Genomic DNA, 26,767 nt, shown 5'->3' with positions numbered 1-26,767 from the left:
TATTGATAAGTATGAAAAGTAATATTTTTTGGGATATTTGTTCACTGTGGTACAGATGGTATGCATCTCAATTATAGGTTGATGTCTGAAAGGCTTATTTTATGAATATTCGATCAGTGAAGTTGATATCTTATGCTATGCTGCTGAGAGATGAAAGAGAGAAATTAAAAATACTCTGTGTGAAAAAGATAAAATAAAATGCAAAAGGAAATAATGAAATGAGAAGAAAAGGAATGTTAAAAAACTTTTGTATTTTGTTAAGCATAATTGGCTTTTTAAATGGATCTGTATCATCAGCACTAAGTGCACCATCTAAAGATACATTGGTGATGGCATGGAATATTGATTCAATTAGCAGTTTTGATCCAGCTCAATCGGTTGAGGTTGTAACGAGTGAATTATTGACGAATATTTGCAGTGCGTTAGTGCAGTATGATAAGCATGATCCCACAAAAATTCGCCCTGCTATGGCCAAATCTTGGGATGTTTCAGACAATGGGAAAAGAATTGTTTTTCATCTTCGTGATGATTTAAAGTTTGATGATGGAAGAACCGCGACAGCGCAGGATCTCGTGTGGTCAATGCAACGGATTGTTAAGTTAGGATTGAGCTATGCTCAATCTTTAATGGATTACGGGTTTACTAAAAACAATGTTGAAACAAATATCCAAGCCCTTGATGATAAAACTTTACAACTGAAATTAGATAAACCCTATCCTATCCAGCTTATATTGACGGTAATTGGGCAGTCTTATGCTTCTGCTTTGCTTGATCGACAAACAATTGAAGAAAAGAGTGTTGGCGGGGATATGGGTAATAAATATTTGGCTACGCATTCGGCTTGTGTTGGACCTTATAAATTGGTACGTTGGAGTCCTGGAGAAAAAGTTGTATTACAGGCTACCCAACATTATTGGGGGGATGTGCCTAAAATTAAGCAGATTGTTGTGCAGCATGTTGCCGAGTCAGCGAGTCAGAGACTTCTTTTGGAAAAAGGTGATGTGGATATAGCGCGTGATCTTTCTTCAGAAGATGTTTTGGATATTGAAAGACAAGGGGGAGCTGTTAAAATTGACCGTGTTTTGCGACCGCAAATTATTTATCTATCGCTAAACAATAAGAATGCAGTTTTTGCTAACGAAAAAATGAGATTGGCATTTCGTTATTTGATTGATTACGAAGGTCTTGGAAACACTGTTTTAAAGGGCATTGCAGTTCCACGTGCGAGTTACATGTCATTAGGAATCCCTGGCGCTTTGGATGAAAAAGAGGGGTTGCCGTTTAAATTAGATTTAGAAAAGGCAAAACAGTTGATCCGTGAGGCCGGTTATCCCGACGGTTTTGAGGCTAATCTTTTAATTGGCAGTCTTAGTTATATGTCATCTGTTGCGCAGTCTATTCAAGCTAATGCACGCAAAATTGGTGTTAAGCTCACAATTGAAAAAATGGCACAAAATCAATTGTTAAGCCGCGTCCGGGGTGGGAATTATGACACTGCTATTATGGGGTGGGGGAGTGCTGATCCTGATGGCCATCCTGCTTCATTAAATCATGTTTTTAATCCTGATCCAACCTTTACAAAAAAACATAATATGTATTTGGCTTGGCGTGCTGGATATTATGATGAAAATGTTAATAAAATGGTGATGGACGCTTTGTTTGAACAAGATCAGAATAAGCGTATTTCACAGTATCGTGCTCTACAGCACTATGTGTTTGAGCATGGTCCTATGGTCTATTTATTTCAGACATACTATACCATCGGTATGGGACCGGCAGTAAAAAAATGGGTTTGGAATAGTTTTAGACTTTACTACAATGATGCAGAAAAATAGAGCATGTTATGAAGAAAATCTTAGAGTGTGCTTGATGCGGCTTTTCTTGCTTGTATAAAAAGGTGTTATCTTTATGTTTGGTAGCTATCGAGGGGGGATATTGTAATGGTTTTGCCATTTTCAGAATCTGAAAGAGCAGTATCACAAAAGCAGAAAAAAATGTTCGTATGGGACTTTTTTTTCAAGATACTAAAATTGCTTATTTCAGTTTTTTTTACGCTGCTTGGTTTGGTGACTGTCACTTTTTTTATTGGTCATCTGCTTCCTTTAGATCCCGTTCTTGCTATTCTTGGTGATAATATTAGTCAGGAGGCTTATGATGCGATGTTTCATAGGTTGGGTCTTGATAAGCCGTTAATTATCCAGTATTGGAATTATATTCGCAATATATTTTTGTTTGACTTTGGAGATGCTTTAACCTCAGGGCGTCCTGTCTTGGAAGATATTATGCGTGTGTTTCCAGCAACGTTAGAGCTTGCCACAGTTGCTATTGTGATTGGTACGAGTCTTGGTATTCCATTTGGTGTTTTTGCGGCAATGTATCGCGATTCATTTATTGATTACTTTGTTCGTACTTTTACACTCTTGAGTTATTCAACCCCGACTTTTTGGCTTGGATTAATGGCGTTATTGATCTTTTATGCCAAGCTTGGTTGGGTTGGTGGTCCAGGGCGTATTGATTTTATTTATGAATATTCTTTTGAACAAAAAACGGGATTTTTTCTCTGGGATACCGCTCGTCAAGGGCAGAGAGAGGCTTTTGGAAACGTCTTCGGCCATATTATTATGCCTGCTTTAATTTTAGCTTTTGGCGCTATGGCTTATATTAGTCGTATGACACGTGGATTTATGATTGAACAGCTCAATCAGGAATATATCATTACTGCGCGTGTGAAGGGGTTATCGTTGGCGCGAACAGTTTGGGGACATGCTTTTCGTAATGCTGCGGTCCAGGTTATCACTGTTGTTGCACTTTCTTATGCTTTTTTATTAGAAGGTGCTGTGTTAACGGAGACGGTTTTTGCTTGGCCTGGTTTTGGGCATTACTTGACTAATGCTCTTTTAGCCGGAGATATGAATGCAGTTGTCGGATGCACACTGCTTGTAGGATTTCTCTTTGTCATTATTAATTTATTTTCTGATTTGCTTTATCGAATCTTTGATCCGAGGACACGTTGAATATGACAATAACTAATCATCATGAATCGCAATCGTTATTTTCTTTGGGGCGTTGGTTAAATGAATCTGTTCCACGGTCAGTATTGCAGGCAAATGTACAAAGAATTTATCATGCATGGATCAAGTTTTCTCATAATTTTTCAGCTCTATTCGGTCTGATTATTGTTTTTATTATTGTCTTATGTGCAATTTTTGCTCCTTGGATTGCTACTGATGATTTTGTTAGCAATGATCTTGCACATCGATTGCAGCCACCCTCTATGTTACATTATTTTGGAACAGATGAATTGGGGCGTGACATTTTTAGTCGTATCATTTTTGGCGCGCGTATTACGCTTTATATTGTTTTTCTCACTACAATTATTGTGGGGCCGGTAGGACTCATTGTTGGGGCTGTATCTGGCTATGTAGGAGGATGGGTTGATACTACTTTTATGCGCATTGTTGATATTTTTCTCGCTTTTCCAGCTTTGATTTTAGCTCTTGCTTTTTCAGCGGCTTTGGGACCAGGTATTGAAAATGCATCTATTGCCATTTCGATTGCAGCATGGCCGCCAATAGCGCGTTTAGCACGTGCTGAGACTCTGACAATACGTTCATCTGATTATGTTTCTGCTATTCGTTTGCAAGGGGCATCTGCCTGGCGGATTATTTTATTTCATATTGCACCGATGTGTATTCCTTCAGTAGTGATACGGTTAACATTAAATATGTCTGGAATTATTCTAACCGCTGCTGGTCTTGGTTTTTTAGGGTTGGGAGCTCAACTACCAAGTCCTGAATGGGGAGCAATGCTTTCATCTGGTCGTGAATTTATGATGACGAATTGGTGGTTAGCGGCAATACCGGGTTGTGCAATATTATTAGCAAGTCTTGCTTTCAATTTGTTGGGTGATGGACTTCGTGATGTATTGGATCCACGCAATGGCTAAAAAATTATTAGAGATAGAAGATTTACGTATCGCTTTCCCCACAAGGCGTGGCATTGTAGAAGTTGTGCGCGGCGTTAGCTTTTCTGTTGGAAAAGAAAAAATTGGAATTGTTGGCGAATCTGGGTCTGGAAAATCAATGACTGGACGTGCAATACTCAGACTAAGTCCAAGAGCAGCAATTGTCAAAGCTAAAAAAATGCGCTTTGATGGTGTTGATTTATTGCGTGCAAGTGAGCCTCAGATGCGAACTATCCGGGGTAAGCGTATTTCGATGATTTTACAGGATCCAAAGTATTCACTTAATCCATTAATACGGATTGGGGAACAGATTATGGAGGCTTACCGTATTCATTATCGTGTTTCAAAAGCTGATGCGCGGGAGCAGACAATTTCTATGTTGGAATCTGTTCATATTCGTGATCCAGAACATGTAATGCGATTATTTCCTCATGAAATATCAGGTGGTATGGGGCAGCGTGTGATGATTGCAATGATGCTTATTCCTAAACCTGATTTAATTATTGCAGATGAACCAACCTCTGCACTTGATATTACAGTAAGACGCCAAGTCTTATCAGTATTAGATGAGCTTGTGACTAAATCTGGAACGGGACTTATTTTTATTAGTCATGATTTGAATATGATTGCTGATTTTTGTGATCGTGTTTTGGTTATGTATGCAGGTCGTGTGTTAGAAGAATTACCTGCGTGTGATTTATCGCGCGCTTGTCATCCTTATACTAAAGCTCTATTAGCGAGTTTGCCACGGCTTGATAATCCTATTGATGTTTTAGCTGTTCCTGAACGCGATCCTGATTGGCTGCATAATCCTACGATTGTTAATGGTGTTGAAGGAGTTACCCCATGACCAATCGTAAGAATATCATTGATGTTTCTAATTTATCGGTAACTTTTGGGCACAGCCACAAAGCAGCAACTGTTGTTAAAAATGTCAACTTTCATATTAAGCATGGCGAAGCTTATGGCTTGATTGGTGAATCAGGATGTGGAAAATCAACTATTTTGAATACATTGGTTGGGCTTATTCCAGATTATAGTGGGCGTTTTGTTTTTGATGGAGAAGAAATCGCAAAAAAAAGAGATAAGAATTTTTTACGCCGTATTCAAATGGTTTTTCAAGATCCTTATGCTTCGCTTCATCCAAGAAAAATGGTTCATACTGTTCTTTCTGAATCTCTCAAGATCCACGGGATGGATAACCCAAAGGAGCGGGTGCATGATGCTTTAAATTCTGTTGGTCTAAATTCTTCATTTCTTTATCGTTATCCGCATGAGTTATCTGGAGGACAACGTCAGCGTATTGCTCTTGCACGTGCTCTCATTATCGAGCCGGAGGTCTTGTTGCTTGATGAGCCAACATCTGCATTAGATGTGTCGGTTCAGGCTGAAATTTTAAATTTATTAAAATCGTTACGAGAGGAAAAAAAGCTCACTTATTTGATGGTATCCCACGATCTTGCTGTTGTGGCACATATCTGTGAACGTGTTGGAATTATGCATAAAGGGATTATTCTTGAAGAGCTTAGTAATGATGATTTGCGCAGTTTACATGCACAGCATAACTATACAAAGATGTTTTTTGAAGCAAGTATTGAGCCTATTGTTCGTAGAGAAGAAAGTGTGTGATGAGTTTTATAAAAGAAGAAAGTATAATTTCTTCTGTTGTAGGTTGCTAGAAATATTTCGCATTGTTGTTGCAAGAAGGAGCTTTTATATTTTTTATAGTGTGAAATTTTTCTATTATAATTTACTAAGAGGGAGTTTAGATATATACTTTTTTAATTCTGTTGGTCGTGCTGCGTTATAAATCATGCAGAGGCTCGTAGCGTGTATTATTTTCTAATATTATTATACTTTTTTTTGATTATAAATTTATGTTTAGAAGTTTTTATTGTAGAACTTTGAGTGCTCGGTTTGTGAGCGATTACAGGTGATTCATGATGCTGTATTTTCCGAAAAATTTGGTTCTTTTGTAGAGTTTAGTTTTTATTGTTTTTTACTCTTAAAAAGAGGTTCATTGAAAGAAAACAGATTTTATGAATAAGAAAGGCAGCATATTATGTTGCCATTTTTGATAAAGTGTATACGTATAACAATACGTCTGTTGTTACAGTCTTATCTTGAAACTAATAGCGTATTCTACTTCAAAAAACAGCACAGTTAAAACTTCTTATTTTGATCGCTCAAAAGGGCAGCAATACCAAGTCAAACATAAGACAGGGGTTAGCGGACCTGTGCGTCGTCTGCGGACTTGTTATACCTGCAAGGAAGAGGCGTTAGCAGCAGCGGCATCAGAATCAGACCGACTTTGCCGTGCTGTGGGGAGTGGTTCTTTGACCCTTGAGGGTTATCCAGAAATCATGGCCGATCAACCTCTTTTGCTACAGGGGTTCCGCAGCGAAATCAATGGTTCATGGAAAGCCGCAACCGTCACCCATCGCTATGAGAAATCAAGCGGATACACCACAGAAATTACACTGGAAGCACCAAACAAAAGGGAGGAGAGATAAAATAAATAAAGGCTGGAAATAGAGGCTGGTAGGAAAAAAATCAAAGAGACAGCTTGACCCTTTGATCGGCGTTGAAGAGTATTGAGACCAAAATCAAAAGTTCGTACTTTGGTGTGGAGGTAAGGAATTGATGCAAGTTGCACCAATTGCTGAAATGAGCAGAGCAATTTCAGATCACAATGAAATCGCCTGTGAGGGAAATGAAAAATCAAAGGTGCACCTTGCACCTTTGATCTGTCGTGATGCCTCCTGAAATCAAAATGCAATGTCTGCATTTTGGGTGGGAGAGAAGAATAGGGACAACTTGATCCAATTGCATGAGTACAGCAATGGGGTAATGTTTATCCAATTCCTAAAAGAGCAATAGTGCAAACATTGCACAATTGCATACTGAAGAGCAATTCGGTCAACTTGACCCAATTGCTTAAACATTTGTCTCTTTAGTAATGTGCTTATGATACAGAAAAATTATCAGTCAATTTGACTAAAAGAGGTCACTACATCTTATAAATGCTGCTTCTCAAATAATCCGACTTGGGCTCAAGAACTTATCATTTCAAATTGTGATTTTTAGAAGAAAAGAAAAAAAACTCATTCAAAGGGTCTTTAAGTGACCTTTTAGAACCCCTTAAAAAACCCTGTGAAAAAAAATAAATTGGTGCAAAACTAGGTGGCTAATAGTGCAAAACTAGGTGGCAAACTACAGCTGGCAAGCTACAATACTGAAAAAGAAACGGTAGCGGAGGAGGGATTTGAACCCCCGACACAAGGATTATGATTCCTCTGCTCTAACCTACTGAGCTACTCCGCCTAAACTAAATAAATATGACTGCAACTTATCTCACCTTTTGCGGATATAAGAGGTAGAATAGTAAGATGTCAAGCATCGTTTTTAAGCTTTTTGCTTGTCATTCTATTTTATCCTCGATATGGAGTATAGGGAAATATAATTTTTATATGATGAGTAGGGTAGGCATAAAAATGGTGCCACGTGTAGCGGTTTTAGGGTGCGGTCATTGGGGTGGAAATCATATACGAACACTCCAGAAACTTGGAGCTTTAGTAGCAGTTTCTGATGTTAATGTTGATCGTGCTGCAAGTTTTGCAAATATGTATGGCGTGGACGTTGTTGCGCCTGATGATCTTTTTGCTCATAACGATATTGATGCACTGGTATTTGCGTTGCCTCCACAATTTCATACAGAAAATGTTATACGTGCTGTTGAAAATGGTAAAGATGTCTTGGTTGAAAAACCTATTGCCTTAAATGTCGCTGATGCTGAACGTCAAGTGCAGGTTGCCAGCCAATATGAACGGATTTTGATGGTGGGGCATATTGTGCGGTTTCACCCTGCTTTTGAAAAAATGTGTGAATTGGTAGAAAAGGGAGAATTGGGCGATATACGTTATATATATTCTCACCGATTAGGTTTTGGGAAATTTCATACACAAAGCGATGCTTTATGGGATCTTGCTCCTCATGATCTCTCAATGATTTTGGCTTTGACAGGATGTGAACCCTCAGAAATTCGAGGTGAGGGAGCTGCTGTCATTGATCAGTATTCTGATTTTTCTCATATTCATATGACTTTTCCAAATGGTATACGTAGTCATCTTTTTACTTCACGCCTTAATCCCTATCGTGAAAGGCGTTTAACTATTGTTGGTACAAAGGCTATGCTCGTTTTTAATGATATGGAACCATGGGATCGTAAATTGGCATTACACCGTTTTGCCGTTTGGAAAGAGAATCAAGAATGGGCCTTTAGCACTGATGAATTGGATTACATTGATGTTTGTGAAGATTTACCGCTTACTTGTGAATTGCAACATTTTCTTCATTGTATTGAAACGCGTCAATCGCCTCGCACAAATGGTGATGATGCTCTTGCTGTTTTACGGATTTTAACTGCTGCTAGTGTCAATTATCATAGATAAAAGAGATAAATAGTATTTTTGCATTCTTGTGATTATCAATGGAGTTAATATGCAATTCATCGACCTTGGAGCGCAGCGTGTGCGCATTGAAGATAGAATTAATTCTGCAATTGCGCATGTGATCGCTAGTGGTAAGTATATTTTAGGGTCAAAAGTTACAGAGTTTGAAAAGCAATTAGCAGATTATCTTGGCGTTAAACACGTGATTGCATGTGCTAATGGAACTGATGCGTTGAAGATGCCTCTTATGGCTCAAAACATTGGTTTAGGTGATGCTGTTTTTTGTCCTAGCTTCACGTTTTGTGCAACTGCTGAAGTTGTCGCTTTGGTAGGGGCCGAACCTGTTTTTGTTGACGTCCTTCCTGATACATTCAATATTGATGTTGAGAAACTTTGTGAAGCAATAGAAATGATTAAAAGAGAGGGGCGTCTTAAACCAAAGGCAATTATTGCTGTTGATTTATTTGGGCTTCCTGCTGATTATGCGCAAATTGCTAAAATAGCTATACAGGAAAATCTTTTTGTTATCGAAGATGCTGCCCAATCGATAGGGGGAAGAAGCGGTAATATTATGTGTGGAGCTTTTGGTAATGTTGCCGCAACAAGTTTTTATCCTGCAAAACCATTGGGATGTTATGGCGATGGAGGTGCTATGATGACCAATGATGATAATTTAGCGGCACTTTTACGCTCTATTTTGTTTCATGGTAAAGGTGAAACGCAATATGACAATGTGCGTATCGGTATGAATTCGCGCCTAGATACTATTCAGGCTGCAATTCTGCTAGAAAAGCTTGTAATCTTTGAAGATGAGATGGAAAAACGAGTGGCAATTGCTCGACGTTATTCCAATGGCTTAAGAGGTATTGTCACAGTTCCAGAAGTGGGAGAGAATATGCGTTGTGCCTATGCTCAATACACTATTAAGGTGGAAGAGCGTGATAGATTAAAGGACTATTTACAGAAAAAATCTATTCCTACAATGGTTTATTATAAGACTCCCTTACATCAACAGCCAGCTTATAAAAACTTTCCTTATGTAAAAAATTCTCTTTCTGTTTCCGAGTCTTTGGTAGATTGTGTTTTAAGTTTACCTATGCATCCTTATTTAACGCAAACTGATCAGGATATAATTATCCAAGGAATAAGGGATTTTTACCATTCTTGAGAGAAGATTTTTATCCTGAAAGCTGGTTTAGTAGGGAGCTTTGTTTTTGTTATTTTTTTGGAGGGTATGTTTGATTTGTAATTAAAAAATAAAGTCAAAATAAGCAGTCCTTCTGTTAAAAGAATGGCTTACGTATCAAAGACATGTCTTATTAAAAATAAGCTATGTACGAGGTATTTTTTTTGTGGAGGCTACTTTTTCGCGAATAAGTGATGCCAGGTCGTTTTTGCTTTTAGAATTTTGGATCAGTATGTTTATCGGGAATGATTCACCCTCTTGTAGTGCTATTTGAGCAGCTAACGTTGCTGCTAATTCCTTTGTTTCTTCACGCAGCTCGTTTAAGAGTTGCTGGTGCGTTGTGGTATCAAGCTCATTGGTTTGAATTTTTTGTAAAAGTTGCTGATAATGTGCGATTTTTTCACGCATGGTTTTGATTTCCATTATAAAAACGTTTGTTGCAACGGCATTTTGTTCGATTGTGAGTGTTTCTTTTTGGGAAAAAGGTGTATTTTGTGTGGGAAGACATAATCGATAAAGCTGTTCGGTTACTTGGCTGAGTTGTACTTTCTGTTGGGCATATTTTTTTTGCAAAGAATCGTATTTTTGTTCATCACGTACTCGTTTTACAGCATGTTGTGCACAAAGAAAATCATGGTTTGCTTGTATTTCAGTGTGTGATAACGGAATTTGCGCAGAAACATATTTATGCGCAAAGTGAAGGGCTCTGCGCCAAATAATAGGGGCAAAAAACACGAGTAACCAAGAAGTGCAGGCAACTCCAAAAATAAAAAAAATAACCGATTGGATAAGCATAAATCCCCTTTTCAATGAGAATCCGTTTAAAATGGATTCCATGTTGGTCTGTGTGTCAATTTTAAATATCCCACATTTATGCCAAGGCGTGCACCAATTCCTGTGCGTACTGGAATTAACAAGACATTATGGCGTTTAAGGACATGAAAACCAACACCTGCTATTAAATAGGCCGAGCCTGAAATACCACCATAGCGCCCCCATAAATTATTTATACTATTAAGATCATAAACTAAGATCATTAAACGGGAACCTTGTCCGCCAAAATCCCATCCCACGGAGGGACCTTGCCAAAAAACTTTATGCTGACCATAGTTTTTGGTAAAAAGTATCCCTTCACCATAGGTTAATCCAGCAAAAAAAGCACCAGAAGCTTCTTCTCCTAAAATATAGGCATTTGGATAACCGTATTGTGAAAAGATCTTTTGAATTGCTACTGCCATACTGCTAACGGTTTTTCCAAAAAAAATATGACCAGAATCAATAATTTCTTGCAGCGAATAATAGGGTTCATTTTGTTCTATTGGTTGAATTTGAGCATTTGCAGTGTTCATGATTACGAATAAAAGGAAGATTACAGATACAATACTTTTGTACCAGCATTTTAGAAGAGAGAGAGCCATAGAATTTTTTCCTTTTATTAGTTACGAACAAAAGATAATATTAGGATTTTCATTCTATTCAAATAAAAAATAAGATATAAGGTTATTTGAATCTTATTCTGAAAAAATTAGCATGATTATTAAAGTTCCATGTATGTATGCATTGGATGTTAAGATTTTTCCTTTAAAAGGAAGCTTATTTTAAGATTCTTGGAGTTCTCAAAATTATGACGTTAGCTGTTTCTTTGAAGCCTACCGATCTTGCTGCTTTGCTTTGTAGCCGTATTTGCCATGATTTGATTTCACCTGTTGGTGCTATTCAAAATGCGATGGAGCTTTATGATGAGGGGGGGGCTGAAGAAGATGCTTTGCAATTGGTGCGCTGGTCCGTTGCGAGTGCTTCTGCACGTCTACAATTTGCACGATTGGCTTTTGGTTTTGCAGGGACAAGTGGGGGACAAATAGATACATGTTCTGCTGAGCAGGTTGCGCAACAATATATGGAGGAAGAAAAAGCAATTTTAAAATGGCAAGCTCCCTCTCTGCTTTTACCAAAAAATGAAGTTAAACTTTTACTTAATTTGTTATTGATTGCAAACGCAACAGTTTCTCGTGGGGGAGAAATCATTGTTATGATTTTGCAGGAAGAAAATAAACGTGTCTTTCGCTTTGAGATTTTCGGTAAAACTTTATGTATTCCTTCTCATTTTATTGCGTTATATAATGGGAATATTCATGGAGAATTTATCGATGCTCATACTATCCAGTTTTATTATACAGTGTTACTTGCTGAGATGACAGATGTACAAATAAATATTGATAAAACTGAAAGTTGTATTATTTTGGAAAGTATAAAAAAGCTTTGAATAAGATAGAGGTGCTTAAGTTGTGTTGAGAAAAGAGGGTTTAGATTGTATCCGCGAGCGATAAAGTTATATCTGTAAACGGGAACAGTAACTTTTTTGGGCTTTGAGCATTCTCATATATAAGAGATTCTTAGTGTGCGAGCCTTTTATTGTAACAGAAAAAAATCCCGGCCCGCTACACTCCGAGATTTTACAATGTGCATTCCACTGCTTAAGCGGTTTTACGTACGGTTTCTTCGACCGGATCACGTAACACATAGCCGCGTCCCCAAACTGTATCAATGTAATTTACATGAGAAGAGATTGCTTCCAATTTCTTCCGCAGTTTACAGATAAAGACATCGATAATTTTAAGTTCTGGTTCATCCATTCCACCGTAGAGATGATTGAGAAACATTTCCTTGGTGAGCGTAGTCCCTTTGCGTAGAGAGAGAAGTTCTAGCATCTGATACTCTTTACCAGTTAAATGAACGGGATGTCCAGCAACTTCGACTGTTTTTGCATCAAGGTTAACGGTGAGATCGCCGGTAACAATAATCGATTGTGCATGCCCTTTAGAGCGACGAACAACTGCATGAATACGCGCAATTAACTCATCCTTATGGAATGGCTTTGTCATATAATCATCCGCACCAAAACCAAAACCACGCACCTTGTCTTCAATGGCATTCATGCCGGAAAGAATGAGGACAGGGGTTTTTATTTTTGCCAATCTTAGGGTTCGCAAGACATCATAGCCTGACATATCAGGTAGATTCAGATCAAGCAAAATGATATCGTAATCATAAAGCTTACCTAAATCAATGCCTTCTTCACCTAAATCAGTGATATAGACATTGAAGTTTGCGGACTTTAACATTAACTCGATACTTTGAGTCATTGTTTTATCATCTTCAATTAATAATACGCGCATTTTAGATCCCTCACTTTGCTCCTTCGAATCAAAAGAAGCACTCTTGTTTTATAACAGCTGGTAAAACCGCTGTTGATAAAAACAACCCATGAAATCAAACACTTCTAATAAAAGTGTCTATGAAAATTTCAGCGGTACGCGCAACAATCACCACTGAACTACTCACTATCTATGATAGTGGTTAACAAAATATTTTTATTTTTGAAAGAGGATATAAAATTATTTTAGAAAAATCGCGTATTTTTTAATTAATGAAAAAATGAAGTGCTTTTTCCACTAACCTTAATTTTAAAAAACTTATAAAGGATTCTTTGTAAATTACTTTTTTACAATTTCAGTGTTTATTTACTGAGCTTTAAACCTCCTCACTCTATAGTGTAGGTGAAAAGTAAAGAAATGGTTATATTTCTTTAAAGCAGGCTGTGTTCACAGGTACTTTAAGGGAAGGCGGATAATGTATTTGCAAGTTAAAAAATGAACGGTTTTCGTTAGAAAGGCTATAACTAAAGGTATATGAAAGAGCATGAATGCAAGTTTTGAGTTGGCGTAATCGAGGAGTAGTAAGTATGAAGCCACGGGAGAGTATGGTGCGATTGAGAATGTTTCAAGCGCGTGGAAAGCGTCGTGAAATTGCACAGCTTGAGATGATGATCGCAGAATTTGAGAGAATGGTGTTAGAACTGGAAGCGCAAATTATAAACGAAGAACGTAAATCTGGAAACAATGATGTCCATCATTTTGCTTATTCTACTTTTGCCCGTGCAGTGCGGCAAAGGCGCGATAATCTTATAAATTCGATTCGTGATTTGCAGAATCAAAAAACAAATGCTGAAATTGCTCTCCATGAAGTCAATACAGAGTTGCAACACGCACAGCTTCTTGAGGAACGGGAAAAGAAGGCAGCAGCAAATAATGAGAGTGTTGTAATTCATTCGAGCTCAATGACTGGATGATAAAATCCATAGTTTGAAAATAAATTCTTTGAGATACTTCTGTGCTGAGAACACAATAAAACAGCCAAACTTTTATCAAGTTTGGCTGTTTTAGGAGTATTTTAAAGCCGTTACCAAATCATTATCAATAGCAATTAATGCCTGTAATGTTGAATTCTGGTTGTCCGTAATCCAGCTAAACCGTGTTCATCGATCAAACTTTGCCATGAAAGAAATTCTTCTACTGTCAAAGTATAGCGTTGACACGCCTCATCAAGACTTAATAATCCACCTCTAACAGCCGCAACAACTTCAGCTTTGCGGCGGATCACCCAGCGCCGTGTTGTTTTTGGCGGTAGATCGGCGATTGTAAGTGGATTTCCATCTGGTCCAGTAACATATTTCATTTGTGTTTTTATAAAATTGGTCATTCGTATCCTCTACCTTTAGTCAAGGACTTGATTCGTTTATAAAACATGAAATTTAAAAAAGAGCTAAACACATTGAAAGAAAAAATTAATAAAGTAAACCAACATATAAAAATATGGGGCAAATTGAAATGGAGTGAAGAGCTTATTACAATGTTTTTATAGAAGTTTTTTTAAAAGAGCAAAAAGGATTTTCATTGTGCCTTATTTCCATCACTCTTTTTTTGTTTGCAGCCACTATAAAGAAAGTAATGCTACTGGTTGTGGAAAGAATAAAAAAACAATATAACGGATCAGAACATTAACTAATGGGTGTCTGTTAACTAGAGAATGACTACATGTTTTTGAACAGCCTTGATTTACCAGGAAAACCTGAGAATTCCCGTGTTGTTGTAGCAATGTCGGGTGGGGTTGATTCGTCGGTTGTTGCAGGACTTTTGAAAAAAGAAGGGTATAATGTCATTGGGATTACGCTGCAGCTTTATGATCATGGTGCTGCAGCACATCATCGGGTGGGGGCGTGTTGTGCTGGACAAGATATTGAAGATGCACGCCGTGTAGCAGAAACACTGGGGATACCTCACTATGTTCTTGATTATGAAAAGCGATTTCGAGAAGCGGTGATTGATCCTTTTGCAGAAAGTTATGCACACGGGGAGACTCCTGTTCCGTGTGTAGCATGCAATCAGACTGTTAAGTTTGCTGATTTATTAGCAACTGCGCGCGAATTAGGTGCAGATGCTTTGGCGACGGGGCATTATATTCGTTCGCGTCCCCATGGTGCGCATCGGGCGCTCTTTCGTCCTCTTGATAGTGATCGTGATCAGAGTTATTTTCTTTTTGCAACAACACAAGAGCAGATTGATTATTTGCGTTTTCCACTTGGTGACCTCCCAAAAGCACGTGTTCGTGAGATAGCAGCAGAAATGGGCTTTGTTGTTGCAAATAAGCATGACAGCCAAGATATTTGTTTTGTTCCGCAAGGAAAGTATTCTGATGTTATCACGAAATTGCGTCCAGAAGCTGCTAATCCTGGGGTTATCGTGCATATCGATGGACAGGTTTTAGGAAAACATTCGGGAATTGTTCATTATACTATTGGTCAGCGTCGTGGTATTGGTGTTGCGACAGGTGAAGCGCTTTATGTCGTTTATCTCGATGTGGAAAATGCGCGTGTTATTGTTGGCCCGCGTGAAATGTTGGAAACACATAAGCTTTTTTTACGTGATGTAAATTGGCTTGGGGATGAGCCATTGGATAATTTTCCTTCCGATGGTGTCGAGGTGGCTGTAAAAGTTCGTTCAACGCGCCCTCCACATCTTGCTCGCTTACATTATCAGGAGGGCATTTTTTCCGTTGACTTATTGGAACGTGAAAATGCTGTCGCACCAGGGCAAGCCTGTGTTCTTTATGATGGAAATGGTAATGAAGCACGAGTTCTTGGGGGCGGATTTGTGACACATTCAGAACGTGCTGCTGATACTGAAGTGATGTTGAAGCGCGTTTTGTACAATATGGAAACAGACGCTGCTGTTGCTTCCGAGCTTAAAACAACCGCTTCTTATAAATGAAAATGATATCCTCGTGGGATTGTTTACAACTTAAGGTGTTATCATTTTTAGGAAAGTTTATCAAAATCGCTAAAATGTGCAAGTGCAATACCTGTTGCTGTGGAAACATTGAGACTGTCAAAGCCGTGAGCCATCAGAATACGTAAGGTTTCTGACTTTTGTGGCACATGGGCTGGCAAGCCATCACCTTCTGTTCCCAAAATAAGCGCTATCCTTTTTGTTTTTTTTGCTTTCTTGAGAGTGCGTGGGGCAGAGGGGGAAAGCGCGTAAGCATGAAAATTTGCATCATTTAGCGTTTCTAAAATGTTATCAATATTGGCGCTTTGCGTATAGGGTACTTTGAGTGTTGCGACCACAAAAACCCTGATTGATTTGCGGTAAAGCGGATCGCATGAAGTTTTATCAACAATAATGCCATCATTGGCAAAAGCGGCTGCATTGCGAAAAATAGCACCCATATTATCATGATTAGAAATACTACATAAAACAAGAATCAAAGCTTTTTATGGTAAATCTTGTAAAAAATTTTGTAATGCTGGGAGCGTTTTGCGTTTACCGATATCGAGTATACCACGATGAATATGGAAACCCACAATATTATCCATGATTTTTTGCGGAACGCAGTAAATGGGACATGTTGGTTGTGTTTTCTCTAAAAGGGGCATAAGTCTAGGAAGGCGTTCATTCACCATGAGCAGTGAGAGAGCAAAAAACTCTTTCGGATGCAGCAATGTTGACAATATTACTTTGCCTTCAGCAATAAACTGATGTTGTCGTCCAACAAGATCTTTTTCACGAATATTATGACAATCTTTCAGACGTGTATCATTAGTTTCGTAGATTGGTGTAATATTCGAATGTATACGGGGTTTTTAGTACTCTTTTTTTAAATTACTAGATGTTAAATATTTACTTTATTTTGAAGAAAAAGATAAAAAATTTTATTATTTTAAAATCTATAGTAGAATTTGTATTGACATAATACAACTATAGGTATAGTATAAAAATACCGAGTGCAGGACAATGTATTTTGTTTTTACATCGGGTGCAGGGTTTTAGGTCCCCGCTATTTCCTATGCCCTGCATACCCTTAGTTGTTAAGGGAAAAGAATCTGGGTCCCCAATGCCCAGATTCTTTTTTTGTTTTGTGGGGGCATTTTCTTTTTTCTTTGTTCCTGAAGATGATTGTTGTTTTAGCAGTTGTGTTTTTTGAAGACAGTTAAGGTGTAAGATTACAGCAGAATGCTTAAGCGATATTTTTTGCTATGTGCAATTATACTGATATATTTACTGGTTTGATGCTCATAGAAAATTGAATGATGGCGTGGAAATATGCTGCATTTGAGAAAAAACAGGTGTTTTTTCAATTGTAGGGATGTAGCAGCGTTACGCTGCTCAAAAATTTATTGATAATCAGGGCCATATATTTAATTTCTCTTAGAGCTTTATTTTTATTGTTTGCGTCATATCTGCATTACTTTATTTGTTATATTATATCGTATAGCTGAACAGTTGTTGCAATAACAATGGTAGGGCTCTGTGCATTGTTCATTGTATTGTGAAGCTTCTGTGATATTGAAGAGATATTGGTGGTATGTCAAAAATATCATAAGGTATACGGGTGAAAGTATTATTCCTTATTGAGTGAAGAAGAGGGTATAGATATGGCTGTAAAAATCAATATACAAAGCTTAACTTTATACTCTATTTTCGTTGCTTGTACGGTTTTTGCTTTGAAATATTGGGCATATTACATCACTGATTCTGTTGCACTTTATTCTGATGCATTGGAATCAATCGTAAATATACTTGCTGCATTGGCGGCATGGTGGGCTGTTAAAGTCAGTATGAAGCCGGCGGATCATGATCATCCTTTTGGACATCATAAAGCGGAATATTTTTCTGCGATTCTTGAAGGAATCCTCATCATTGTAGCGGCAATTATCATTTTAAGAGAAGCCTGGATAGCTCTTTCGACCGTTAAATTATTGCAAAAACCTGGGATATGGATCGTTATGCATCTTGGTGCAAGTGTCATAAATTACATGTGGGGTTGGATTCTGATCCGGCAGGGAAAAATTCACCGTTCACCAGCTCTTAAAGCTGATGGAGTGCATTTCATAACAGATGTTTTTACTTCTCTTGCCATTTTAATTGGTTTGGTGGCTGGATTCGTGGGTGGATGGGGCATCTTGGATCCGATTTTAGCAATAATTGTTGCCGTTAATATTCTTTTGCAGGGGTGGAAGGTGATTAGCAGTGCCGTTCAAGGGCTAATGGATGTTGGAGTTGAATTGAATGAAACTATGCGGATTCGTGAACTTATTTCTTCAAATGCACATGGTGCGCTTGAAGTCCATGATTTGCTTACGCGTGTTGCTGGTAGAGTCACTTTTATAGAGTTTCATTTGGTTGTACCCGCAGCAATGTCGGTAGGAGAAGCACATCAGATTTGCGATAAAATTGAAGCTGTTCTTCAAAAAGAATTTGATAATGTGCGTATTTCTATTCACATTGAGCCTGAAGATGAGGCGAAATTGCCCCTAGGTACAACGGTGATACCTTTTATATAAAAAATTCTCTGTAGGTGCGTAAATATTGTGCTTGAAGATGGTGAGATAAGACACATTCATGCTTATTAAAAATATAATGCTCACCTGTGTCTGGTCTCATTTTTTGCATCAACTAAGCAAAAAATAAAGTTGAACTGGATATTCAGGGCAGGACTTTTTCGGTAAGCTTGTGAAGTGAATTATATAAGTGGTTAGTAGATGGAACGCATTCGAAATCAATCACTCTGTTATCAGATTTGCAGTTAGGAATCTACCTCTTTTGGGGTAATGAAGAAATAGAAGGATATGAGCCCAAAAATTATTTTCATTATTTTTGCAACTTTGAGATGTTCTGACGAGATATTTAAAGGTTAATTGTTTCAGTACACGCTATTTCATTTTTTTGATTGATAAGACTATATCGTTGCAATTGGCAGCTCCATTGAAGGTTTTCGCTTTCAATGGCGAATAAGTTGAAACCCGCGGGCGGTTTTTTATCACCAAAAGCTTGTGATGCAGAAGCAACACCAACAACAGGAATTTTTCCCGTTGTTCCTTTAACACTATTCAATGTGGGAAGATGGGTATGTCCGTGAAGAACGAGTTCACAGCCGTGACGTTTGATGATGCCTAGAAAACGCTCGATGCCCCATAACTTTTTATGCCAAGCGGTTGCATGATAAAAGGGGGGATGATGTATCATGACGATACGAAAAAGATTGCGCATTGCAGCCTCGTTTAAAAGTTGTGATAAAGTTTGTGCTTGCTTTTTGCCAAAATAACCAGAAGCTTGAAAAGGTGGTGTAGCAATAGCCGAAGAGACACCTATAATGGCGACATTACTGCGAATGCGCATATAAGGGAAGGGAAGAGCATTTTTTTGAGGAAAATCACCTGTAATCCAAGGCTGGAAAAGAGTGCAAGCTTTTTGCAATGCTCCACGGACATAGGCGTCATGATTGCCAAATGTTAAAGAAATATTTTGAGGCTTTCCTTGGTTAAGCAACCAATTGTGTGCTTGTTCAAATTCTTTATCAAGAGCAAGATTGACAAGATCACCAGAGATTACAAGATGATCAGGATTTATCTTTTTCAAGGCATCCATTAAAGTTTCTAGGACATTTGTTGCCATTTGATCTTTACGTTTTCTTTGCCAATTAAGATAGCCGGTAAGACGCTTTCCACAAAGTTCAAATAAGGAAGGTTGTGGTAGGGGGGAAAGATGCACATCCGATATATGAGCAAGATAAAACATAGACATTAGCATAGCGTTGAAAACGATTTAAGCAACAAAAAATAGTATAGACAAGCTAGTGCACTTTTGAGGCAAAAGAGAATTATAAAATCAAGAAATAATCGGAAATTTATATTTTATTGGTTTTTTAATGAAAAAAGACAGCATAACACATCGTATTGTTATTTATTTTTCTGTAGGATGCGCACGATTGCAAGATCGTGGTATCAATTCTTAAGAGTTCTTAACGGCTTTCACGATACCACGTGCTGTTCAACAGTAAAAGACAAGAAAGTAGTGCAAAGATTCCAGAAAAGATCGAAAAATAGACACTGTTAATTAAACGGGTCTGTGTTGCTTCTTTCAAAACAATTGAATGGGCAAGAGGAGATGTTGAGCTTGTTTGCGATTGAATTAGTTTGAGTGGAGGAAGATTAACACCTTCTTTTCCTTTTTCGCGTAGACGCACGGTGTATCCACCGGTGTGTTTACTGATAGGGGCTAGTTTTTCTTTCGTTGAAATTAAATCAAACAATTCGAGATTATCAAGTGTGCCTACAGAAGAAAATGCTGTTAAATCGCCATTTTTGATGCTGAAAATTCCCGTTTCATCGGTATTAATAGCTGTTGTAAAGACTCCTTCTTGCTCTTTTGTGAGGGTGATATTTTCTTTTTTTCCAGAGGGAAAGGTTATATAGGCTGGTTCTGGATGATCTTTGAGTGTTTGGCGACGAATTGTTAAACGATGATGGTTGCTGGTAGCACTTAATTTTTCCTCTTCAAGTTCTGGTTCTTTCATAAGCCAATGGGCAATTCGGCGATAAAGAGCGGCATAAGGACCTCCACCTTCGAAACCTCTTGCCCAAAGCCAACTTTCGTCGGAAAGTAGCATGCCTACACGGCCTTTATCAATATGGGAAAGAAGTAAAAGTGGTTGTTCATCAGCACCTTTCATCAGAGTCGTGCCTTTGTGTATGTTTTGAATGGCAATTTGTCGTAGCCATCTTCCCCACCGAGATGCTGGATAGGTAGGCGTTGCAAGATCTCTTGTGACAGGATGACGTTCACCTTCTTTGGTTAATGTGGGTCGAAAAGGCTTTTGAATAATAACACCATTGGGTAATGCGGGGAGAATGCTTATTAAAGGTGTTTTTGCCAGTGAATTTTCTTTGGTAAACTCTGGTCCTGTTACTATCAGTAACGCACCGCCCTTTTGTACATACTGAGCGATATAATCATAATAGATTAATGGGAAAACAGCAGAATGTTGATAGCCATCAAGAATGACAAGATCAAAATTATCAATCTCTTCAACAAAGAGCTTTCTTGTGGGGAAGACCACAAGTGATAATTGGCTTGATGGTGTATTATCTGCTTTGTTGGGAGGACGCAAAATGGTAAAATGAACAAGATCTATATTAGAGTCACCTTTCAAAAGATCACGCCATGTTCGTTCACCATTGTAAGGCGCACCTGAAATAAGAAGGACACGCAAATTTTCTCTAATGCCTTCAATAATAGCTATAGCGTGGTTGTTTTCAAAGCTTAATTCACCTTTGTGCACATCGGTGGAAACTTGAATGATATTTTTTTCAGCGTGAGGAAGGCTGATTTCAGTTTGGAAAATGACACCAGGGGTCACAGAATAATGACCAACTTCTTGTCCATTAATGCTCACAGTAATATTTGCTTGCGTTGGTAGAGATTCTTGGAAGTGTCCTTTATCTTCTACCAAGATGGAGAGCGTTTGTGGTTTATTAATAAGGGCAAAACGAGGGGGAGAAATAATTTTGATTTGGCGGTCAAATTCATCTGACCTTCCTGTTATGAGAGCATTGATGGGTGCTTTATGATGAAGGTCTGAAATGTAAGGAATGTCATGCACTTGTCCATCGGTGATAAAAATTGTACCTGCATAACGAGATGATGGGATATCAGATGTTGCTTGGGTTAAAGCATGAAACAAATTTGTTGAGGGAGCATATTGATTATCAGCAAGTTTTCCAGCTTCAATAAAGCGTGGTTCAAATTGTGGATAATGAGCCAATGCATCGATTAATTGCATCCGTGCTTCATCACTATCATTTGTACGTGTACCAAATGTTTGGCTTTTACTGCGATCAATAACAATGCCTACCGTGCTTTTAAGTGGTTCGCGCTGCTCCCTTATAATCATTGGATTAAGCGCAGCAAGGATGAGAGACGCCAATGCCATGAGACGTAATAAAGATCCTTTACGCTGTGTAAAAAGGCCGATAATGACAAAAATAGTGGATATTCCCCCTAAGAAGAAAATCCAAGAAAGAGGCAAGAAAGGCTGAAAAGTAAAGAATGGTATCATTGCTTTCTTTCTCTTTTAAAGCGTTCTAAAAGTGCGGGAACATGAACTTGGTCAGCTTTATAGTTTCCTGTAAGCACATAGATAACTATATTTAATCCTGCACGAAATGCCCAGAGGCGTTGCATTGGATCATTGGGAATAAGGGGGTATTTCCACATGCCTTTTTCATCCAGTGCCCAAGCACCAGCAAAGTTATTTCCGGTAATCAGGAGAGAACTTACATTATCACCGGTAGCAAAAGGATTTTTGTTTTTTTTATTCATTGATGATGATTCAACCCACAAAGGTGAACCACGGTAGAGACCAGGGAAATCTGGCATGATATAAAAAGAACGCGCAATGACATGATCAGTTGATGCGGGCTCAATAGCTGGGATGTTTAATCCTTTTAAGATGATCCGTAATCTTTGTGTGGCAGGAGTGGCATCTCCTTCAAGATTAAGGTTGGTATTTATCTGATCACGCGTGTCAAATAAAATTGTGCCTCCGTGTTTCATAAAGCTATTTATTTTTTCAAGGCTCCTTTGTGTTGGTATAGAACTGTTAACATCAATTGGCCAGTAAATTAGAGGATAGAAGGCGAGTTCATCTTTATCGAGATCAAGAGCTATCACGGAGCTTGGCGAGAGCATTGTACGTTCTGCGATAAATCGGCTGAGTGCTTCTAGACCACTTTTGCTGGTTGTATCAATTTCATGGTTATGTGTGATAACGTAAGCAAGATGTGTTGCGCCAGCTGCTTGTATTATAGTTTCATCATTATTTTCTGTACCTTGCGCATGAACTATTGAATTATATAGAAAAAAGGCAATGAAACTTATTATAAGGGATAAAAAGAGGAGCATATTGCGTCGTCGGTTAAGAGAAAAAGCGTTTCCCCTCCATAAAATAAGGAAATTGTCAAAGGAAAATAATAACATGGCTAATCCTAAAAGTGGGCCAATAAGGTGTTTTTCTTTTGTATCGTAAGATAAAGGACTTCCTTTTAAGGAGGATGGCAATGACGATTGTTTCATCAAATGTGATGAATGATTTAAGAGATTGAGTGCATAAAAACTATTTTTTACACCGTAGAGCCCAGGCGGAGTAAGATAGGAGGGACGGGGTAGATTTTGGGCATCAAGGATCAGTGGAACAACATAAGAGGGAGGTGTTTGTAATTGTCCTTCAGCGGTCATTGTTCGCCAAGGATTTTGTATTGTTGTTTCTTTCTTTATGTGTGTTGGATTTGTGTTTTCATAGGCACTTAATGTGATCAGTTTTTGCAACATTTGCGCAAAAAAACCAGAAAGAGGAAGATTTGACCATGTGGGATCTGGAGCAATATGAATAAGAATGAGTGTTCCTTTGCCGCGATGAGTTGCTGTAATGAGGGGTGTTCCATCAGAAAGACTAAGCCACGTTTTTTCAAAAAGATCTGGGCTTGGCTCTGCTAGAATTTGGCGTGAGATAGTGACATCTTCTGGAAAAGGAAGATCAAAGAATAAGCTATTTTTTGCAAATGGTGCAAGTTTTTGTGGTTTCGTCCAAGACATAATACTGCCAAGCAAACGTTGACCCTGGCGCAGTGGCACCGGAAGTAGACTATCATAGTGTTCTGCGGTACTTAAGTTTTCTCCTGCAAAGCGGATGAGTGTTCCTCCTTTGTTTACAAAGTCAGACAGTTTTTTTTCTGCTTCTTTTGACATGTTTACAATGTCACCTATAATAAAAACAGAAGGATTTTGTTTGAGCAAGTGATCAAGATCAGTTGAAAGTTCTCTTCCGCTCGCTGTTATAAGCTGTGTATATCCTTGTAATGCTTTGATAATGTAGTAAAATGGAGAAAGCAAAGGCTGTGCCATTTCATTAGTATTTGGTGAGAGGAGAGCAACACGGTTTACTCTCTTATGGCTGTCCACTAAGAAGGTAGCAGCAGCGTGGGCTTGGTTGTTGATTTTTATCCAGGCGATATCATTGTGCAGTTCAAGTGGTACATTAAAAGGAACAAGCGCTGTTGTTTCTCCCGCAGCGAAGTTTGTCGTAAATCGTCCGAGAAGTTGATTTTTTGAATCATAAAAGTTCAGTGTAACGGGAGTTTCGCCGCGTGTTGTTGGACGGATAACGCGCACTGCCATGTTTCCATTATTATTTTCTATGGCTGTTATGCCAATTAAATCGGAAATATCAGCTAAGTACCATAAGAATGCTTTGGGTTTTAATTGTTCAATAAGAGCGAAAGTTTGATCATCTGCATCTGTTTTTAATCCATCACTTAAGTAAGCAATATCAAGAGGTTTACCTTTGGTTATTTCAATCAGTTTTTCTAGTGCATGCATACGGTTGACAGGCCATGGACGTGGTTGTAATTGCATTAAATGTTGTTTTATGACTTCCGCAGGGAGAGGTCCTATATTTGAGGTGTCATTTTCAGCTGTCGTAAGAAAATAAATATCTTTTTGGTGTTTTTCTGCTTGTGCAAGGAGGGTTTCGGCAATAGAAATGCGCTTTTTCCATTCTCTTGTAGACGCCCATCCATTGTCAATAATGAGCGCAAGTGGTTGAGAGCCGGAAAGTATAATTGGTTTTTGATTCCAAGTAGGTCGCGCCAACGCAATAATAATAAGCGCTGCTATGGTTAAGCGTAATAACAGTAACCTCCAAGGCGTGTGGTTTGCGGTTTCCTGCTGATTGGTTGGTTTTTGAAGAAAGCGCAAAGGAGGAAAGAGTTCTTTACGCGGGGATGGAGGTGTTATTCGCAATAGCCACCAAATGATTGGTAGAGATAAAAGTCCTAGTAAAAGTAGGGGAGCAGAAAAACTCAAGGAAACCTCCTACTGTAAGATGGTGAGCTCCCCATTTTGTTTGCGAGATGCAAAATGGCTTCTGTAAAAGACTGGTTTGTTGTACTTACATGATAGGTCCATCCTTGGCGTGAGCAAAAGTTTGCTAATTCTTGTCGCCTTGCTTGATAGAGTTTGCAATAGTGTTCACGAAGATTTTCTGCTTTTCCAAAAATATGCTTTTCTTTTGTTTCGGGATCAAAAAATTCTATATGACCTTTGTAAGGAAAGTTTTCTTCTGCAGGATCAGCAATTTCAATTAAGTGAGCTGTGACCTGTTTTGTCGATAAAATGGTTAAATCTTGGATGATATTTTCAGGATGATCAAGAAAATCGCTTATTATGATGGCGTGTGAAAAACGCGTAATAGTGGAAAAATTTGGAAGTGGATTTTCACTTTGATTATTTTCCAAAGCTAGCGCTATGCGTTCTATTACATTGGTTGCCATTGTGGGAGGCATTAAGGTGGGGATAGCAATATGTTCGCCGCTATGTGCAAGCAGTGATGCCAATGCAAGGGTAAGAATGATGGCATAATCACTTTTAGAGATTTTGGAAAAACGCGAACAGTAATGCATAGATGCAGTTTGATCAGGCCAAAGCCAAACTGTTTGTGTCACTTGCCATTCGTGTTCACGTAGGTAGGTGTGCTCGTCACGTGCTGAGCGACGCCAGTCAATACGTGTAATAGATTCTCCCTCAATATAAGGACGAAATTGCCAAAAATTTTCCCCGCCACCCCGTTTACGTTGTCCATGCCATCCAGTTATTACTGTATTGGCGATCTTACGTGCTTGTAAAAGAAGATACGGCATTTTTGCAGCATCTTCATGCAGCTTAGCAGTAAGTGACATTGGGGGCTTTGGCGAAACTTTTTTTCCAATAGCCATTTAGAGAACGTCTTTCATGAGATTGTTGATAATATCTTTTACGGTTATATCTTCAGCACGTGCAGAAAAATTGAGTGCCATGCGGTGTTGTAAGACGGGATAAGCCAATGCTTCAACATCATCAAGTGAGGGAGCTAAACGACCATAATAAAGCGCGCGGGCGCGAACACAAAGTGAAAGCGCTTGTGATGCTCTTGGACCAGGACCCCAAGCAACATAGGTGTTTGCAAGAGTGTTGCCTTTATAAGGGCGTGCCAAACGGACGAGTTTTAAAATCGCTTCGACAATATTTTCTGAGAGAGGTATTTTACGAACGATCTTTTGAATTTTTTGTAGTTTTTGGGTTGATAAAATTGGTTTTGCCTTTTGTTTTTTTTCTTTTGTCGTTTCTAAAATGATACGCCGTTCTGTGGTTATATCAGGATAGTCAATATCAATTTGCATCAAAAAGCGATCCAGTTGTGCTTCAGGAAGTGGGTAGGTCCCTTCTTGTTCAAGAGGATTTTGGGTTGCAAGCACATGAAAGGGTTGTGGTAAATTATAACGGGTACCAGCAACGGTGACATGATATTCTTGCATGGCTTGTAAAAGAGCTGATTGGGTCCGAGGAGAAGCACGATTGATTTCATCAGCCATGAGAAGTTGGGTAAAAATAGGGCCTTGAACGTAGCGGAAATAACGTTTACCGTTTTTATCTGAATCCATAATTTCAGAACCAATAATGTCTGATGGCATTAAATCAGGGGTAAATTGAATGCGTTTTTCATCAAGCCCTAATACTGTTCCCAAAGTTTCAACAAGACGTGTTTTAGCAAGTCCTGGAGCACCGACAAGAAGGGCATGCCCACCAGAAAAAATAGCTATTAAAGCATATTCAATCACATGATTTTGTCCAAAAATAACTTTGTCAATTTCTTGTTGTAGAATATTCAACTCTTTGTATACCGCATCAATATCATCAATGATCATTTGGGCATCATCATTGATATTGGCCTTTTTAAGAGAATTGGATGATGTATCATGTTGACTCATATTTCTTCCTTAAGGCGTTTGTCGCAAAATCGATAATTTTCTTTGTATGATAATGAATATTTTATGATTTGTAGCAGAAAATGAAAAGAAAAGAAGTCTAATATGTTGTTTTTTATTATTCACCCACACAGAGCACTCCATTTGAAGAAAACAAGTGTCTTGCACAAGGGGATGTATGAAAATAATGT

The 26,767-nt window shown here is 38.4% G+C and carries 21 protein-coding genes, 1 tRNA gene and 3 pseudogenes; 14 read left to right on the top strand and 11 right to left on the bottom strand.

Going from position 1 to position 26,767, the window contains the following annotated elements:
* Positions 1 to 218: 218 nt before the first annotated feature.
* The 8 genes and pseudogenes from V4P57_RS06035 to V4P57_RS06000 form a co-directional block, all read left to right on the top strand.
* Positions 219 to 1,835 (top strand): ABC transporter substrate-binding protein, encoded by a 1,617-nt coding sequence (locus tag V4P57_RS06035; RefSeq protein ID WP_455465687.1) that lies wholly within the window; start codon positions 219 to 221, stop codon positions 1,833 to 1,835.
* Between the two features lie 105 nt (positions 1,836 to 1,940).
* Positions 1,941 to 3,014, top strand: coding sequence for an ABC transporter permease (locus V4P57_RS06030; protein WP_455465686.1), 1,074 nt, complete (start codon positions 1,941 to 1,943; stop codon positions 3,012 to 3,014).
* 2 nt (positions 3,015 to 3,016) lie between these two features.
* Positions 3,017 to 3,946 carry an ABC transporter permease gene (locus V4P57_RS06025; protein WP_455465685.1) on the top strand — a complete coding sequence of 310 codons (930 nt, stop codon included), beginning with the start codon at positions 3,017 to 3,019 and terminating at the stop codon, positions 3,944 to 3,946.
* The gene (locus tag V4P57_RS06020) at positions 3,939 to 4,814 is read left to right on the top strand and encodes an ABC transporter ATP-binding protein (protein WP_455465684.1); all 876 of its coding nucleotides are present in this window, start codon (positions 3,939 to 3,941) and stop codon (positions 4,812 to 4,814) included. Before V4P57_RS06025 ends, V4P57_RS06020 begins: the two co-directional genes overlap by 8 nt.
* Positions 4,811 to 5,593, top strand: a complete 783-nt coding sequence (locus tag V4P57_RS06015) for an ABC transporter ATP-binding protein (protein ID WP_455465683.1) — start codon at positions 4,811 to 4,813, stop codon at positions 5,591 to 5,593. Before V4P57_RS06020 ends, V4P57_RS06015 begins: the two co-directional genes overlap by 4 nt.
* 530 nt (positions 5,594 to 6,123) lie before the next feature.
* Positions 6,124 to 6,477, top strand: a pseudogene (locus V4P57_RS06010) (hypothetical protein); the annotation flags it as partial.
* A 130-nt stretch (positions 6,478 to 6,607) separates the two neighbouring features.
* Positions 6,608 to 6,730: a hypothetical protein gene (locus tag V4P57_RS06005; protein ID WP_455465682.1), complete on the top strand. Its 123-nt coding sequence runs from the start codon at positions 6,608 to 6,610 to the stop codon at positions 6,728 to 6,730.
* Between the two features lie 208 nt (positions 6,731 to 6,938).
* A pseudogene (locus V4P57_RS06000) lies at positions 6,939 to 7,051 on the top strand (DNA adenine methylase); the annotation flags it as partial.
* A gap of 163 nt (positions 7,052 to 7,214) precedes the next feature.
* Here V4P57_RS06000 and V4P57_RS05995 read toward each other — a convergent pair.
* A tRNA-Met gene (locus V4P57_RS05995) sits at positions 7,215 to 7,288 on the bottom strand.
* Between the two features lie 170 nt (positions 7,289 to 7,458).
* Between V4P57_RS05995 and V4P57_RS05990 the strand changes: the two genes are divergently transcribed.
* Both V4P57_RS05990 and V4P57_RS05985 read left to right on the top strand, forming a co-directional pair.
* On the top strand, positions 7,459 to 8,415 hold the full coding sequence (locus tag V4P57_RS05990) for a Gfo/Idh/MocA family protein (RefSeq protein WP_455465681.1): 957 nt from the start codon (positions 7,459 to 7,461) through the stop codon (positions 8,413 to 8,415).
* Positions 8,416 to 8,464: 49 nt separating this feature from the next.
* The gene (locus V4P57_RS05985; RefSeq protein ID WP_455465680.1) at positions 8,465 to 9,583 is read left to right on the top strand and encodes a DegT/DnrJ/EryC1/StrS family aminotransferase; all 1,119 of its coding nucleotides are present in this window, start codon (positions 8,465 to 8,467) and stop codon (positions 9,581 to 9,583) included.
* Between the two features lie 162 nt (positions 9,584 to 9,745).
* Here V4P57_RS05985 and V4P57_RS05980 read toward each other — a convergent pair whose 3' ends face one another.
* Complete coding sequence (locus V4P57_RS05980) at positions 9,746 to 10,396, bottom strand: hypothetical protein (RefSeq protein WP_455465679.1); 651 nt, start codon at positions 10,394 to 10,396, stop codon at positions 9,746 to 9,748.
* 26 nt (positions 10,397 to 10,422) lie between these two features.
* Entirely contained in the window at positions 10,423 to 11,019 is a 597-nt protein-coding gene (locus tag V4P57_RS05975) for a DUF1134 domain-containing protein (protein ID WP_455465678.1), read from the bottom strand.
* Positions 11,020 to 11,225: 206 nt separating this feature from the next.
* Here V4P57_RS05975 and chpT point away from each other — a divergent pair, with 206 nt between their 5' ends.
* The gene (chpT, locus tag V4P57_RS05970; protein WP_455465677.1) at positions 11,226 to 11,864 is read left to right on the top strand and encodes a histidine phosphotransferase ChpT; all 639 of its coding nucleotides are present in this window, start codon (positions 11,226 to 11,228) and stop codon (positions 11,862 to 11,864) included.
* 211 nt (positions 11,865 to 12,075) lie between these two features.
* Here the strand turns inward: chpT and ctrA are convergent, their stop codons facing one another.
* Entirely contained in the window at positions 12,076 to 12,777 is a 702-nt protein-coding gene (ctrA, locus tag V4P57_RS05965) for a response regulator transcription factor CtrA (protein ID WP_455465676.1), read from the bottom strand.
* A gap of 566 nt (positions 12,778 to 13,343) precedes the next feature.
* On the opposite strand from ctrA, the gene V4P57_RS05960 reads away from it, so the two are divergent.
* Positions 13,344 to 13,730 (top strand): flagellar export protein FliJ, encoded by a 387-nt coding sequence (locus V4P57_RS05960; protein ID WP_455465675.1) that lies wholly within the window; start codon positions 13,344 to 13,346, stop codon positions 13,728 to 13,730.
* Between the two features lie 134 nt (positions 13,731 to 13,864).
* On the opposite strand, the gene sciP is transcribed toward V4P57_RS05960, so the two are convergent.
* Entirely contained in the window at positions 13,865 to 14,140 is a 276-nt protein-coding gene (sciP, locus tag V4P57_RS05955; RefSeq protein ID WP_455465674.1) for a CtrA inhibitor SciP, read from the bottom strand.
* A gap of 335 nt (positions 14,141 to 14,475) precedes the next feature.
* On the opposite strand from sciP, the gene mnmA reads away from it, so the two are divergent.
* A complete protein-coding gene (gene mnmA, locus V4P57_RS05950) occupies positions 14,476 to 15,708 on the top strand; it encodes a tRNA 2-thiouridine(34) synthase MnmA (protein ID WP_455465673.1) in 1,233 nt (410 codons plus the stop codon).
* A gap of 47 nt (positions 15,709 to 15,755) precedes the next feature.
* Here mnmA and V4P57_RS05945 read toward each other — a convergent pair.
* Positions 15,756 to 16,571: pseudogene (locus V4P57_RS05945) on the bottom strand (TrmH family RNA methyltransferase).
* 801 nt (positions 16,572 to 17,372) lie between these two features.
* On the opposite strand from V4P57_RS05945, the gene V4P57_RS05940 reads away from it, so the two are divergent.
* Positions 17,373 to 18,281, top strand: coding sequence for a cation diffusion facilitator family transporter (locus V4P57_RS05940; protein WP_455465672.1), 909 nt, complete (start codon positions 17,373 to 17,375; stop codon positions 18,279 to 18,281).
* 343 nt (positions 18,282 to 18,624) lie between these two features.
* On the opposite strand, the gene V4P57_RS05935 is transcribed toward V4P57_RS05940, so the two are convergent.
* The 5 genes from V4P57_RS05935 to V4P57_RS05915 all read right to left on the bottom strand — a co-directional run bounded on the left by V4P57_RS05935 (position 18,625) and on the right by V4P57_RS05915 (position 26,579).
* Positions 18,625 to 19,527, bottom strand: coding sequence for a metallophosphoesterase family protein (locus tag V4P57_RS05935; protein ID WP_455465671.1), 903 nt, complete (start codon positions 19,525 to 19,527; stop codon positions 18,625 to 18,627).
* Between the two features lie 211 nt (positions 19,528 to 19,738).
* Positions 19,739 to 21,835 carry a hypothetical protein gene (locus V4P57_RS05930; RefSeq protein ID WP_455465670.1) on the bottom strand — a complete coding sequence of 699 codons (2,097 nt, stop codon included), beginning with the start codon at positions 21,833 to 21,835 and terminating at the stop codon, positions 19,739 to 19,741.
* Positions 21,832 to 24,639, bottom strand: coding sequence for a DUF4159 domain-containing protein (locus V4P57_RS05925; RefSeq protein WP_455465669.1), 2,808 nt, complete (start codon positions 24,637 to 24,639; stop codon positions 21,832 to 21,834). The genes V4P57_RS05930 and V4P57_RS05925 overlap by 4 nt, the downstream gene beginning before the upstream one ends.
* Positions 24,636 to 25,547 carry a DUF58 domain-containing protein gene (locus V4P57_RS05920; RefSeq protein WP_455465668.1) on the bottom strand — a complete coding sequence of 304 codons (912 nt, stop codon included), beginning with the start codon at positions 25,545 to 25,547 and terminating at the stop codon, positions 24,636 to 24,638. The genes V4P57_RS05925 and V4P57_RS05920 overlap by 4 nt, the downstream gene beginning before the upstream one ends.
* A complete protein-coding gene (locus V4P57_RS05915) occupies positions 25,548 to 26,579 on the bottom strand; it encodes an AAA family ATPase (protein WP_455465667.1) in 1,032 nt (343 codons plus the stop codon).
* Between the last annotated feature and the right edge of the window lie 188 nt (positions 26,580 to 26,767).

This window comes from Bartonella sp. B39, from assembly GCF_053795145.1.
Note: the sequence above shows the minus strand (reverse complement) of the source record. Positions and strands in the feature narration are given on the sequence as shown.